The sequence below is a fragment of the Streptomyces sp. NPDC001822 genome, assembly GCF_042892135.1.
Classification (GTDB): domain Bacteria; phylum Actinomycetota; class Actinomycetes; order Streptomycetales; family Streptomycetaceae; genus Streptomyces.
This window is the reverse complement of sequence record NZ_JBIATW010000015.1, coordinates 46,604-60,056: the sequence shown is the minus strand read 5'-3', so window position 1 is coordinate 60,056 and position 13,453 is coordinate 46,604. Positions and strand designations below refer to the sequence as shown.

Below are 13,453 nucleotides of genomic sequence, written 5' to 3'. Positions count from 1 at the left end.
CGCACCGCAGAACGGCTGATTCGGCGCGGTTCTCCGGACGTGGCACGATGCGGTCATGTCCTTGGCCCTGACCGATCTCTGCCGGTACCCGATCGTGCAGGCCCCCATGGCGGGCGGCGCGTCACGCCCCGGACTGGTGGCCGCCGTGGCGGAGGCCGGGGGGCTCGGTTTCCTCGCCGCCGGCTACAAGACCGCGGACGGGATGTACGAGGAGATCCGGGAGATGCGCAGGGCGAGCGTCCGGCCCTTCGGCGTGAATCTCTTCATGCCGCAGCCCGCGGTCGCCGACCCGAGCGCCGTGGAGGTCTACCGCCACCAGCTCGCGGGCGAGGCCGCCTGGTACGAGACCTCGCTCGGCGACCCGGACGCCTGCGGCGACGACGGTTACGAGGCCAAGGTGGCGATCCTCCTGGAGGATCCGGTGCCCGTCGTCTCCTTCACCTTCGGCTGCCCGGCGCGCGAGGTCCTCGAAGCCTTCGCCGCCGTCGGCACGCTCACCGTCGTCACCGTCACCTCGGCCCAGGAGGCGCGCAACGCCGGGTGGGCGGGGGCCGGCGCCCTCTGCGTCCAGGGCGTCGAGGCGGGCGGTCACCAGTCCACGCACCACGACGATCCGCAGGGCGGACTCGGCGGCACCGGCCTGCTCTCCCTGATCGCCCAGGTCCGCGAGTCCGTGGCGCTGCCCCTCGTCGCGACCGGCGGACTGATGCGCGGCTCCCAGATCACGGCGGTCCTCGCGGCGGGCGCGGACGCGGCACAGCTCGGCACCGCCTTCCTGCCCTGTCCGGAGTCGGGCGCGCACCCGCTGCACAAACAGGCCCTGACCGACCCGCTGTTCGTGACCACGGCCCTGACCCGGGCGTTCTCCGGACGTCCGGCGCGCGGGCTGGTCAACCGCTTCGTGCGGGAGCACGGGCGCTACGCCCCCGCCGCCTACCCGCAGGTCCACCAGGTGACCAGCCCCTTGCGCAAGGCGGCCGCCAGGACGGGCGACGCTCAGGGCATGGCCCTGTGGGCGGGGCAGGGGCACCGGATGGCCCGCGAGATGCCCGCGGGAGAGCTCGTCGGGCTGCTCGCCGCAGAAATGGAAGCCGCGCGTGCGGCAGTGAACGTGAGGAGTGCCCCGTGACGGCACCGGTCTTCGTCGTCGAACACCTCCCCAGTGGGCCGGAGTTCGTCCTGGACGGCCCCGAGGGGCGGCACGCCGTCTCCGTGAAGCGGCTCAACCCCGGGGAGGACGTCGTCCTCACCGACGGCCGCGGCCGCTGGGCCGAGGGCGTCGTACGCGCCGCCGAGGGCAAGGACCGGCTCGTGGTCTCCGGCCTCGCCCGCGTCCACGAGGAGCCGGAGCCCACGCCCCGCATCACCGTCGTCCAAGCGCTTCCCAAGGGCGACCGCGGGGAGCTCGCGGTGGAGACGATGACCGAGACCGGTGTCGACGTGATCGTGCCCTGGCAGGCCGCCCGCTGCATCACCCAGTGGAAGGGCGACCGGGGCCTCAAGTCCCTGACGAAGTGGCGTGCCACCGCACGCGAGGCCGGCAAGCAGTCACGCCGGGTGCGCTTTCCGGAGGTGACCGACCTCATGACGACCAGGCAGGTCGCCGCGCTCCTCTCCGGAGCCGGCTTCGCGGGGGTTCTGCACGAGGACCGGGACACCGGCAGCGAACCGCTCGCGACCGCCGCGCTCCCCGGCGAGGGCGGCATCGTGCTGGTCGTCGGGCCGGAGGGTGGCGTGTCCCCCCAGGAGCTGGCGGCGTTCGCCGAGGCGGGTGCGCCGGCCTACCGCCTCGGGCCCAGCGTGCTGCGCACCTCGACGGCCGGTACCGCCGCCGCCGCCCTGCTGATGGGGCGCACCGGTCGCTGGGGCTGACGCTCCGCTCGTCCCGCCGGAGCCGCCCCCGCCGCTCCGCCGGGGGCGGATAGCATGCCGGTGTACTGATCAAGAGGACCGAACGACCGAGGGGACCGGGCCATGGCGGGAGAGCCGCAGACCGACTGCCTGTTCTGCAAGATCGTGACAGGGGACATCCCGGCCACCATCGTGCGCGAGAGCGCCACGACCATCGCCTTCCGTGACATAAACCCTCAGGCGCCCACGCACGTCCTGGTCATTCCCCGGGCGCACTACCCGGACGCCGCCACGCTCGCGGCCGCCGAACCGCAGATCGCCGCGGACGTGCTGCGTGAGGCCGGTCTGGTCGCGGCGGACGAGAAGCTCACCGGACCCGGCTACCGCATCGTCCTCAACACCGGTGCCGGCGCCGGGCAGACCGTCTTCCACGCGCACGCCCACGTCCTGGGCGGACGCGGGATGCAGTGGCCCCCCGGCTGAGAGCCGTCCCCTACGGACCGTGCCGGGGCGGGCGCTCCCGCATCTCGGCGCCGCCGGCGGGTCCCCGGACCCCGGCTGACGCCGCCCGCGCCCGCGCGCCCCGCGGGGTGGACGCACCGGCGCCCGATCCGACCCGATCCGACGAACGACCCCGGAAGCGACCGTGTCCGTAAGAGAACTCGTGGTCCTCGGCACCGCCAGCCAGGTCCCCACCCGCCACCGCAACCACAACGGCTATCTGCTGCGGTGGGACGGTGAGGGCATCCTCTTCGACCCGGGCGAGGGGACGCAGCGCCAGATGCTGCGGGCGGGCGTGGCCGCGCACGACATCGACCGGATCTGCGTCACCCACTTCCACGGCGACCACGCGCTGGGCCTCGCCGGTGTGATCCAGCGCATCAACCTCGACCAGGTCCCGCACCCCGTCACCGCCCACTTCCCGGCGAGCGGGCAGCACTTCTTCGACCGGCTGCGGTATTCGACCGCCTACCGCGAGTCCGTCGAACTGGCGGAGGTCCCCGTGGCCGCCGACGGAGTCCTCGCCACCACGGCGGCGTACACCCTCGACAGCCGCCGGCTCTCGCACCCGGTGGAGTCCTTCGGTTACCGCCTCACCGAACCCGACCGGCGGCGCATGCTCCCCGGGAAGCTGGCCGAGCACGGCATCGCGGGACCGGACGTGGGACGCATCCAGCGGGACGGAGTCCTGCGCGGGATCCGGCTGGAGGACGTCTCGGAGGAGCGGCGCGGACAGCGCTTCGCCTTCGTCATGGACACGCGGCTCTGCGACGGCGCGTTCGCGCTGGCGGAGGAATGCGACATGCTGGTCATCGAGTCGACCTTCCTCGACGAGGACGGCCGGCTCGCCGCCGACCACGGGCACCTCACCGCGGGGCAGGCGGCGCGCGTCGCGAAGGAGTCGGGCGTACGGCACCTCGTGCTCACCCACTTCTCGCAGCGCTACAGCGACCCCGACGTCTTCGAACAACAGGCCAGGGCGGCCGGATTCGAAGGCGGACTGACCATCGCCCAGGACCTGATCAGGGTTCCCGTACCCACCCGCCACCAGTAACGAGATCACCGTGCACCTCCCCAAAGCAGAGCTCCACCTCCACATCGAGGGGACCCTCGAACCCGAGCTGGCCTTCGCGCTCGCGGCGCGCAACGGCGTGGACCTCCCCTACGCGGACACCGAAGAGCTGCGCACCGCCTACTCCTTCGACGACCTGCAGAGCTTCCTCGACCTCTACTACGCGCTCATGGCGGTCCTGCGCACCGAGGAGGACTTCGCCGAACTGGCCGACGCCTACCTCGCCCGCGCCGCCGCGCAGGGCGTCCGGCACGCGGAGATCTTCTTCGACCCGCAGGCCCACACCGACCGGGGCGTGCCGATCGGGACCGTCGTCGAGGGGCTCGGGCGGGCGCTGGACGGGAGCGAGGAGAAGCACGGCGTCTCCACGCAGCTGATCATGTGCTTCCTGCGCGACAAGTCCGCCGCGTCGGCGCTGGAGACCCTGGAGGCCGCGAAGCCGTACCTCCACCGCATCAGCGCCGTCGGCCTCGACTCGGCCGAGGCCGGCCACCCGCCGTCCAAGTTCCGCGAGGTGTACGAGGCGGCCGGGGCCCTCGGGCTGCGCAAGGTCGCACACGCCGGCGAGGAGGGCCCGCCCGCCTACATCCGCGAGGCCCTGGACGTCCTGGGCGTCGAGCGCATCGACCACGGACTGCGCGCGATGGAGGACCCGGACCTGGTGAAGCGGCTGGTCGCCGACCGGGTGCCCCTCACGCTCTGCCCGCTGTCCAACGTGCGGCTGCGCGCCGTCGACGTACTGGAGGAGCACCCGCTGCCGGCCATGATGGCCGCCGGACTGCTCTGCACGGTGAACTCCGACGACCCTGCCTACTTCGGCGGTTACGCCGGGGACACCTTCCACGCCGTCCACGAGGCGCTCGGCCTCGACCGCGAACAACTGCGCGCCCTGGCCCGCAACTCCTTCGAAGCGGCCTTCCTCGACCACGACGAGGAGCGCAGGGCGCGCTACCTCTCCGAGGTCGAGGCGTACGCGTTCGACTGACCGGCCGAACCGGCGGGGCCGGCGGTCCGGATCGCGCTGCGGACCAGCCGCCTCCGCCGGAGACCGGGAGCGCTGATCTCCGTGACCGCCTGCTCCGGCGCACCCAGTTTGGGCACGGCGCCGGACAGGCTGCCGGTCGTGGCGGCGAGGAGCGCGGCGGGCGCGCCACCCCGGCGCCGCACCGAACCGGGCACCAGCGGGCGTCCGCCGGTGTGCAGGGCGACGGCGGTGACCGGGGCGGCGACCAGGAGGGTGGTCGCGCCGAGGATCAGGCCCATCACGGCGTAGCCCGCCTGCTCGGAGAGCACGCTCCCCAGGACGGGGCCGCAGGCCACGCCCACGGACGACGCCGAGCCCGCGAGGACGGCCCAGCGGCCGCGCACGTCCAGTGAGGCGGCCAGACCGATCAGGTAGGACAGGACCACCGGGTAGAAGGTGTTCCACACGACCTCACCGGTCGCGAACGACCCGAGGCCGTCGGCCGACGAACTGAGCACGATGCTGCCCGCGATGACCATCGTGCCCAGGCCGATCGGTACGGCCCGCCCGAGCCGGGCGCCCAGCACGCCCGCGCCCATGACGCCGAGCAGGCCCGCGCCGAGCGCCGCGGCGAACACGGCGCCGACGGTCACCTCGGAGAGCCCGGCCTGACCGACGCCGATACGGCTGCTGACGCCCCAGAGGGCGTTCTGCGCCATGGACCAGACGAGCATCCCGCCCGCCAGCACCAGACCGGAGCGGCGGTGCGGCAGCCGCCCCTGGGCGGGTGAGGCCGCACCCGCGGGCACGGGGCCGCCGAGCCGGGACGTGGCGGGCCACACGAGCAGGGCTACCAGCGCGATCGACGCGAACGGCAGCCTGTGGCCGCCACCGAGGTGAGGGATCGTCAGGTAGAGGGCGCCCGCCGTCGCCGAGACGCTGAGCAGTCCGAGCGACGACGTCCGGTGCGGGTCGCTCTGCGCCGCGATGCCCGACGCCGCCACGGCGGTCGCCGTGCCGGAGCCGAATCCGCCGATCACCGCACCGAGGACGACCAGCGGCACCGAGGTGGTCAGCGCCGCGCAGCCGTAGCCGAGCCCGGCGAGCACCAGGCCGGCCCGTGCCGGTCCGCGCGATCCGTACCGCTCGACGCGTCCGGCCAGCGTGAAGCCAGCAGAGGCGGAGCTGAGCAGAAGGGCGCTGCCGACCAGGCCTGCCTGGGCCGGACTCAGCCCCAGGCAGGTGCTGAGGCGGCCGACGATGGTGGGGAGCAGATAGGCGGCGAGGTAACCGGCGGTGAACACGGCCACCAGGGGCCACGCGGCGCGAGGGCGCGAGGACATGGGCGTTCCTGAAGACATGCCGAAGAAGGCAGAAAGGCAGGGGAGGGCGGAGCGGGGTGGAGCAGGGGAGGGCGGGGCACAGAAAAAGGGGGGGAGGGTAAAACGAGAGAAAGCGGGGGAAAGCGGGAGAAGGGGCACTCGTCGTCAACTGTCCCGAACGGTGCTCGCGGGCCAATTTGTATCAAGCACGCACCGGCGACGGAAAGTCGGCTCGATGTGATCTGGGTCACTCTTGCGTTTATGCACGGAGAAGCCGGGTAACAGCGCATGTTTATGCAGGTGGGGGCGAGTATGCGCGGACCGGCGCGTGCGCTCCGGACGGCGGAGCCGATCCGGCAGACTGACCGGATCTCGCACTGATCAGATCCGCCACGGCCGGGAGCGCAAGGTGAGTACACGTAATCCAGGCATCGACCCGCTGCTCGGGCTGCGCGCCCCCCAGGACCCCGCATGCGACGTCTTCCTGACGGGCACGGTCTTCCTGGACATCATCTTCACCGGCCTGGACAGCGCTCCGGTGCGCGGGACCGAGTCCTGGGCGCGGGGGATGGGATCCAGCCCCGGCGGCGTCGCCAACATGGCCACCGCGCTCGCCCGGCTGGGCCTGCGCACGTCCCTGGCCGCCGCGTTCGGCGACGACCACTACGGCGAGTACTGCTGGGACGCCCTCGAACAGGGTGAGCACATCGACCTGTCCATGTCCCGCACGGTCCCCGGCTGGCACTCGCCCGTCACCGTCTCCATGGCGTACGAGGGCGAACGCACGATGGTCTCGCACGGCCACGAGGCCCCGGACCCCGGCCCGTCGGCGGTGCCCGGCCGCACACTGCCCTCCTGCCCGCCGCGCGCACGCGCCGCGATCGCCTCGCTCACTCCGGGCCGCAGCGAGCCCTGGGTGGCCGACGCGGCCCGCAACGGCGCGACGCTCTTCGCCGACGTCGGCTGGGACGAGTCCGGCCGCTGGGACCTGGACGCGCTGCCCGATCTCGGCCACTGCCTGGCCTTCCTCCCCAACGCCGAGGAGGCGATGCGCTACACGCGCACCGACTGCCCCCGCGCCGCCGCCCACGCCCTGGCCGAACGGGTCCCCCTCGCCGTGGTCACCCTGGGGGCCGACGGCGCCTACGCGGTGGACGGGGCGACCGGGACGGCCGCCTCGGTGCCCGCCATCGACGTCGAGGCGCTCGACCCCACGGGGGCCGGTGACGTCTTCGTCGCCGGCTTCGTCACCGGGACCCTGGCCGGCTGGCCGCTCGCCGACCGCCTCGCCTTCGCCGGACTGACCGCGGCCCTCTCGGTGCAGGAGTTCGGCGGTTCCCTCTCGGCCCCCGGATGGGCGGAGGTCGCCGCCTGGTGGCAGCAGGTGCGCACCTTCGCCGAACAGGACCCGGCCGCACTGGAGCGTTACGCCTTCCTGGAGGATCTGCTGCCCGCGACGAGCAGGGCGTGGCCGCTGCGCCGGGCCGTTCCGACCATCGGGTTCCGTCAGTGACGGGCAGATGATCACTCGGTAAATCTCTCGGCGCCGGGGGAGCCAGGTCGTACGCTGGTAGTCCAGAGGCCGTCGAGCAGCGACGGCCCTGCAACGGGAGGTATGCGCAGGCCCGAGGGCCGGCCCATGACTCAGTCACCTACACAGCCGCAGGCGACGGCCCGGATCAGCATTCCGGCCGCACACCCCATGGTGATGCTCCTGGGGTCGGGCGATTCCCTGCTGCGCGTGATCGAAACGGCGTTCCCGGCCGCCGACATCCATGTCCGGGGCAACGAGATCAGTGCGTCTGGGGGCGCGGCGGACGTCGCGCTGATCCAGCGCCTTTTCGACGAGATGGTGCTGGTGCTGCGCACCGGGCAGCCGATGACGGAGGACGCTGTGGAACGCTCGATCGCCATGCTCAGGGCGAGCGGAAACGGCGAAGGGGACGGCACCGAGACCCCCGCGGAGGTGCTCACCCAGAACATCCTCTCCAACCGCGGACGCACCATCCGCCCCAAGACGCTCAACCAGAAGCGCTATGTCGACGCGATCGACAAGCACACCATCGTCTTCGGGATCGGCCCCGCCGGTACGGGCAAGACCTACCTCGCCATGGCGAAGGCGGTCCAGGCCCTGCAGTCCAAGCAGGTCAGCCGGATCATCCTGACCAGGCCCGCGGTCGAGGCGGGGGAGCGGCTGGGATTCCTGCCCGGCACGCTCTTCGACAAGATCGACCCGTATCTGCGTCCGCTCTACGACGCCCTGCACGACATGCTCGACCCCGACTCGATCCCCCGGCTCATGGCCGCGGGCACGATCGAGGTGGCGCCGCTGGCCTACATGCGCGGCCGGACGCTCAATGATGCTTTTATCATCCTGGACGAGGCGCAGAACACCAGCGCCGAGCAGATGAAGATGTTCCTCACCCGGCTCGGGTTCGACTCGAAGATCGTCATCACCGGTGACGTCACCCAGGTCGACCTGCCGAGCGGCACCAAGAGCGGCCTGCGTCAGGTGCAGGAGATCCTGGACGGTGTGGAGGACGTGCACTTCTCCCGGCTCACCTCGCAGGATGTCGTCCGGCACAAGCTCGTCGGCCGTATCGTCGACGCGTACGAGAAGTACGACAACGCAGAGGGCCGCACGGGCCGCAACGGGAAGTAGTCGCAGCGCACCATGTCGATCGACGTCAACAACGAGTCCGGAACCGAGGTCGACGAGCAGGCGATCCTCGACATCGCCCGCTACGCCCTCGCCCGGATGCGGATCCATCCGCTGTCCGAACTCTCGGTGATCGTGGTGGACACCGCCGCCATGGAGCAGCTCCACATCCAGTGGATGGACCTCCCGGGCCCGACGGATGTCATGTCCTTCCCGATGGACGAACTCCGCCCGCCGGCCAAGGACGACGAGGAGCCCCCGCAGGGGCTCCTCGGTGACATCGTGCTGTGCCCCGAGGTCGCCAAGAAGCAGGGCGAGGACGCCGAGACGCGGCACTCGATGGACGAGGAGCTGCAACTGCTCACCGTCCACGGGGTGCTGCACCTCCTCGGGTACGACCACGAGGAGCCCGACGAGAAGGCCGAGATGTTCGGCCTGCAGGCGGCGATCGTCGACGGCTGGCGCGGCGAGCGCGGTCTGACCGGCCCGTCCCCCGCCCCCACCGTCTCGTGAGCCTCCCCCTCGTCGCGGGCGCGGTCCTGCTGGTCGTCGTCGGGTGGCTCGCCGCGTGCGCCGAGGCCGGCATCGCGCGGACGTCCAGCTTCCGGGCGGCCGAGGCCGTGCGCGCCGGGCGGCGCGGCAGCGCCAAACTCGCGCAGGTCGCCGCCGACCCGACCCGCTATCTCAACGTGGCGCTGCTCGTGCGCGTCGCCTGCGAGACGTCGGCCGGCGTGCTGGTGACCTACGCCTGCCTCCAGGAACTCACCGAGACCTGGCAGGCACTCGCCCTCGCGGTGGGGATCATGGTCCTCGTCAACTACGTCGCCATCGGGGTCTCGCCGCGCACCATCGGCCGTCAGCACCCGCTGAACACCGCGACGGCCGCGGCCTACGCACTGTTGCCCCTGGCCAGGATCATGGGGCCGATCCCCCAGCTGCTGATCCTCCTGGGCAACGCGCTGACCCCGGGCAAGGGCTTCCGCAAGGGCCCCTTCGCCAGTGAGGCCGAACTGCGCGCCATGGTCGACCTCGCCGAGCAGGAGTCGCTCATCGAGGACGACGAACGCCGCATGGTGCACTCGGTCTTCGAACTCGGGGACACCCTCGTGCGCGAGGTGATGGTGCCCCGCACCGACCTCGTCTGCATCGAGCGGTACAAGACGGTCCGGCAGGCGCTCACCCTGGCGCTGCGCTCCGGCTTCTCCCGCATCCCGGTCACCGGGGAGAACGAGGACGACATCGTCGGCGTCGTCTACCTGAAGGACCTGGTCCGCAAGACGCACATCAACCGGGAGGCGGAGGCGGACCTGGTCTCCACGGCGATGCGCCCCGCCGCGTTCGTCCCCGACACGAAGAACGCCGGAGACCTCCTGCGTGAGATGCAGCAGGACCGCAGCCACGTCGCCGTCGTCATCGACGAGTACGGCGGCACGGCCGGCATCGTCACCATCGAGGACATCCTGGAGGAGATCGTCGGCGAGATCACCGATGAGTACGACCGTGAACTCCCGCCGGTCCAGGAGCTGGAGAACGGCTGCTTCCGCGTGACCGCCCGGCTCGACATCGGCGACCTGGGCGAACTCTTCGGCCTCGACGCCTACGACGACGAGGACGTGGAGACGGTCGGCGGTCTGCTGGCGAAGGCGCTCGGACGGGTCCCGATCTCCGGGGCCTCCTCGATCGTCGACCTCCCCGACGGACGGAAGCTCCGCCTCACCGCGGAGTCCCCGGCGGGCCGCCGGAACAAGATCGTCACGGTGCTGGTGGAGCCGGAGGGAAGCGAGGCGGCATGACCCCCCAGGAACTGCGCGGTTTCTGCCTGGAGTTCAACGCGAGCACGGAGGAGTTCCCCTTCGGCCCGGAGGCCTCCGTCTTCAAGGTCCTGGGAAAGATGTTCGCGCTCAGTGTCCTGGACGCCTCACCGCTGCTGGTGAGCCTGAAGTGTGATCCGGACGAGGCCCTGCGGCTCCGCAAGGAGTACACGGCGATCGTCCCCGGATGGCACCTGAACAAGCGGCACTGGAACACGGTGTCGGTCTCCGAGCTCCCGGCCCGCATGGTCCGCGAGCTCGTGGAGGACAGCTACGACCTCGTGGTGGCCGGCCTGCCGAAGGCGGAACGGCTGCGCCTGGACCGGCCGTAGCGCCGTGACGGAACACACCCCCGTCGCGGCGGGGGCACCTGCCCGCTCCGTATGCTCGGCACATGACCGACACCACCGACCTCGGCCCCGAGGACCGCAAGATCGTCACGCTGGCACGCAGCGTCCGCGCCCGGAACGGAGTGCCGGAGGGCGCGGCGGTCCGGGACGAGACCGGGCGTACCTACGCCGCGGGCACCGTGGCCCTGGACTCGCTGAAGCTCAGCGCGCTGCAGACCGCCGTCGCGATGGCGGTGGCCAGCGGTGCCACGTCGCTGGAGGCGGCGGCCGTGGTCTCCGGGGCGGAGGCCGTGTCCGACGCGGACCGCGCCGCCGTGCGCGACCTGGGCGGGCCCCGGACCCCCGTGCTGCTCGCCGCCCCGGACGGCACGCTCCGCTCCGCCGTCGCGGCGGGCTGATTCGGGGCCGTCGCGCCCTGCTGTGCATCGTCGCCGCCGGGATCGGGGAGAATGGGCGCCATGAGCGCTCGACCGAACACAGAAGCCGCTGCCCAGCAGGCTGAGAACACCGCCCCCCACCGGGCCGGCTTCGCCTGCTTCGTGGGGCGCCCCAACGCGGGCAAGTCCACCCTCACGAACGCTCTGGTCGGTCAGAAGGTGGCGATCACCTCCAACCGCCCCCAGACCACCCGGCACACGGTGCGGGGCATCGTGCACCGCGACGACGCCCAGCTGATCCTGGTGGACACGCCCGGCCTCCACAAGCCGCGGACCCTGCTCGGGGAGCGGCTGAACGACGTCGTGCGGACCACCTGGGCCGAGGTCGACGTCATCGGCTTCTGCCTGCCCGCCGACCAGAAGCTCGGCCCCGGCGACAAGTTCATCGTCAAGGAACTCGCCGCGATCAAGAAGACCCCGAAGATCGCGATCATCACCAAGACCGACCTCGTCGAGTCCAAGGCGCTCGCCGAGCAGCTGCTCGCCGTCTCCGCGCTGGCCGACGAGCTCGGTTTCGAGTGGGCCGAGATCATTCCGGTCTCCGCGGTCAAGGACCAGCAGGTGGACCTGCTCGCCGATCTCATCGCCCCGCTGCTCCCCGAGAGCCCGCCGCTCTACCCGGAGGGCGACCTCACCGACGAGCCCGAGATGGTCATGGTCGCGGAGCTCATCCGCGAGGCCGCGCTGGAAGGCGTCCGGGACGAACTGCCGCACTCCATCGCGGTCGTCGTCGAGGAGATGCTGCCCCGCGAGGACCGTCCGGCGGACAAGCCGCTGCTGGACATCCACGCGAACGTCTACATCGAGCGCCCCAGCCAGAAGGGCATCATCATCGGCCCGAAGGGCAAGCGGCTCAAGGACGTCGGCACGAAGTCGCGCAAGCACATCGAGGCCCTGCTCGGCACCCCGGTCTTCCTGGACCTGCACGTGAAGGTCGCGAAGGACTGGCAGCGCGATCCGAAGCAGCTGCGCAAGCTGGGATTCTGACGGCCACCGGGTCCGGCCGCGCGGCGTGCTGCGGCGGACCCGGGGCTACGCCCCTTCTTTGAGGACCCGGGAGATCAGCGCCCGCTGCTCCTGGGTGAGCCGCGGGTCCGCACAGTCGACCGTCCGGTCGCCGACCGTGATCCTGTAGCGGAACCCGTCCGGGACGCCCGCGGGAGGCCCGCCCCGGCCGGCGCCGAGTGCCGCCTCGGCCAGCGCTTCCCATTCCGCGGCGTCCGCCCGTCCCGAGGTCTCGACCTCGCCGTCACGGGGGATGCTGGCGAACCCGCCGGTGCGGCTGACCCGAATGCGCATGCGTGACGGCTCCTGTCTGGCCCGCTCGGACGGCCCGCCTGGAATCTACCCGGTCACCTGGTCGGCACGCCCACCTCCGACCAGGCCTTGAGCACCGCGTCCGCCTCGTCGCCCTCCCCGAACCTGTGCTGGGCTGCCGCGACGGTCAGCTTGGCGAATTCCGTGAAGGACGCGTCCTGGGTCAGTTCGCCGCCCGTCAGCACGTCGAACCAGATGCGGCCGGCCCGCTCCCAGGCGTTGCCCCCGAGCGCCGTGGCCAGCAGGTAGAAGGCCCGGTTGGGGATGCCGGAGTTGATGTGCACCCCGCCGTTGTCCTCGTCCGTCTCGACGTAGTCGTCCATCGAGGCGGGCTGCGGGTCCTTGCCGAGCACGTCGTCGTCGTACGCGGTACCCGGAGCCTTCATGGAGCGCAGCGCGACGCCGCTGACCCGGGGGGCGAGCAGCCCGGCGCCGATCAGCCAGTCGCCCTGGTCGGCGCTCTGGCCCAGCGAGTACTGCTTGACCAGGGAGCCGAAGACGTCCGACACCGACTCGTTGAGCGCGCCCGACTGGCCCTCGTACGCCAGGTTGGCCGTGTACTGGGTCAGTCCGTGCGCCAGCTCGTGGGCGATCACGTCGATGGCGAGGGTGAAGTCGAGGAAGATCTCGCCGTCGCCGTCCCCGAAGACCATCTGCTCGCCGTCGAAGAACGCGTTGTTGTACTTCTCGTCGTAGTGGACGGAGCCGATGAGCGGCAGCCCCCGGCCGTCGATCGAGCTGCGGCCGTACTCCGAGAGCAGCAGGTCGAAGGTCGCGCCGAGTCCCGCGTAGGCGCGGTTGACGCTGGCGTCCCGGGTGGGCTCCTCGCCCTCGTCGCGGACCTTGACGCCCGGCAGGTCCGTCCCGTGACGGCAGTCGTGGAGGGTGCGGTGCGGCTTGGTGGGGACCGGGTCCGAGGTGCCGGCGGCCCCCGGGGTCCAGGCCAGCGCCGTCACCCGGCGGTGGTGGCGGCGGGCCCCGTCGGCCTCCAGGGTGCGGCGGGCGGGACCGGCCAGGACCGGATCGTCGGCCTGGGCCAGCTTGTCGAGGAGGTGGGGCGGAACGATGGTGCAGAAGACGGGCCGGAGCCCGATGTTCGGTCGAGGCTGCATACGAATGACTGTGGCACTGAGTCACCACTCTGTCACTGGTTGCGACTGTGATTGACG

General features: G+C 71.8%; 15 protein-coding genes. 12 read left to right on the top strand and 3 right to left on the bottom strand.

Annotated elements, in window-relative coordinates; genetic code table 11:
* Positions 1-55: 55 nt before the first annotated feature.
* The 5 genes from ACFYY2_RS28375 (at position 56) to ACFYY2_RS28355 (ending at position 4,409) form a co-directional block, all read left to right on the top strand.
* Positions 56-1,129, top strand: a complete 1,074-nt coding sequence (locus ACFYY2_RS28375) for a nitronate monooxygenase (protein WP_388748174.1) — start codon at positions 56-58, stop codon at positions 1,127-1,129.
* Positions 1,126-1,872: a 16S rRNA (uracil(1498)-N(3))-methyltransferase gene (locus tag ACFYY2_RS28370; RefSeq protein WP_388748172.1), complete on the top strand. Its 747-nt coding sequence runs from the start codon at positions 1,126-1,128 to the stop codon at positions 1,870-1,872. Before ACFYY2_RS28375 ends, ACFYY2_RS28370 begins: the two co-directional genes overlap by 4 nt.
* A 102-nt stretch (positions 1,873-1,974) precedes the next feature.
* Positions 1,975-2,334, top strand: coding sequence for a histidine triad nucleotide-binding protein (locus ACFYY2_RS28365; protein ID WP_388748170.1), 360 nt, complete (start codon positions 1,975-1,977; stop codon positions 2,332-2,334).
* Positions 2,335-2,497: 163 nt separating this feature from the next.
* The gene (locus ACFYY2_RS28360) at positions 2,498-3,406 is read left to right on the top strand and encodes a ribonuclease Z (RefSeq protein ID WP_388748168.1); all 909 of its coding nucleotides are present in this window, start codon (positions 2,498-2,500) and stop codon (positions 3,404-3,406) included.
* Between the two features lie 10 nt (positions 3,407-3,416).
* Complete coding sequence (locus ACFYY2_RS28355; RefSeq protein WP_388748166.1) at positions 3,417-4,409, top strand: adenosine deaminase; 993 nt, start codon at positions 3,417-3,419, stop codon at positions 4,407-4,409.
* Here the strand turns inward: ACFYY2_RS28355 and ACFYY2_RS28350 are convergent.
* On the bottom strand, positions 4,373-5,731 hold the full coding sequence (locus tag ACFYY2_RS28350; protein ID WP_388748164.1) for an MFS transporter: 1,359 nt from the start codon (positions 5,729-5,731) through the stop codon (positions 4,373-4,375). The two genes, ACFYY2_RS28355 and ACFYY2_RS28350, sit on opposite strands and share 37 nt — an antisense overlap.
* Positions 5,732-6,119: 388 nt before the next feature.
* On the opposite strand from ACFYY2_RS28350, the gene ACFYY2_RS28345 reads away from it, so the two are divergent.
* From ACFYY2_RS28345 to era, 7 genes are all read left to right on the top strand, one after another.
* Positions 6,120-7,223, top strand: coding sequence for a carbohydrate kinase family protein (locus ACFYY2_RS28345; protein WP_388748162.1), 1,104 nt, complete (start codon positions 6,120-6,122; stop codon positions 7,221-7,223).
* A gap of 126 nt (positions 7,224-7,349) precedes the next feature.
* Positions 7,350-8,372, top strand: a complete 1,023-nt coding sequence (locus ACFYY2_RS28340) for a PhoH family protein (RefSeq protein WP_388748160.1) — start codon at positions 7,350-7,352, stop codon at positions 8,370-8,372.
* 12 nt (positions 8,373-8,384) lie between these two features.
* Positions 8,385-8,882 (top strand): rRNA maturation RNase YbeY, encoded by a 498-nt coding sequence (gene ybeY, locus ACFYY2_RS28335; RefSeq protein ID WP_073747030.1) that lies wholly within the window; start codon positions 8,385-8,387, stop codon positions 8,880-8,882.
* Entirely contained in the window at positions 8,879-10,162 is a 1,284-nt protein-coding gene (locus tag ACFYY2_RS28330; protein ID WP_388748157.1) for a hemolysin family protein, read from the top strand. Before ybeY ends, ACFYY2_RS28330 begins: the two co-directional genes overlap by 4 nt.
* The gene (locus ACFYY2_RS28325) at positions 10,159-10,512 is read left to right on the top strand and encodes an MmcQ/YjbR family DNA-binding protein (RefSeq protein WP_388748155.1); all 354 of its coding nucleotides are present in this window, start codon (positions 10,159-10,161) and stop codon (positions 10,510-10,512) included. Before ACFYY2_RS28330 ends, ACFYY2_RS28325 begins: the two co-directional genes overlap by 4 nt.
* Positions 10,513-10,574: 62 nt before the next feature.
* Entirely contained in the window at positions 10,575-10,928 is a 354-nt protein-coding gene (locus ACFYY2_RS28320; RefSeq protein WP_388748153.1) for a cytidine deaminase, read from the top strand.
* A 51-nt stretch (positions 10,929-10,979) separates the two neighbouring features.
* Complete coding sequence (era, locus tag ACFYY2_RS28315) at positions 10,980-11,954, top strand: GTPase Era (RefSeq protein WP_388748151.1); 975 nt, start codon at positions 10,980-10,982, stop codon at positions 11,952-11,954.
* A gap of 45 nt (positions 11,955-11,999) precedes the next feature.
* On the opposite strand, the gene ACFYY2_RS28310 is transcribed toward era, so the two are convergent.
* Together ACFYY2_RS28310 and ACFYY2_RS28305 are read right to left on the bottom strand one after the other, a co-directional pair.
* Positions 12,000-12,266, bottom strand: coding sequence for a protealysin inhibitor emfourin (locus ACFYY2_RS28310; RefSeq protein ID WP_388748149.1), 267 nt, complete (start codon positions 12,264-12,266; stop codon positions 12,000-12,002).
* Between the two features lie 53 nt (positions 12,267-12,319).
* A complete protein-coding gene (locus ACFYY2_RS28305) occupies positions 12,320-13,396 on the bottom strand; it encodes a M4 family metallopeptidase (protein WP_388748147.1) in 1,077 nt (358 codons plus the stop codon).
* Between the last annotated feature and the right edge of the window lie 57 nt (positions 13,397-13,453).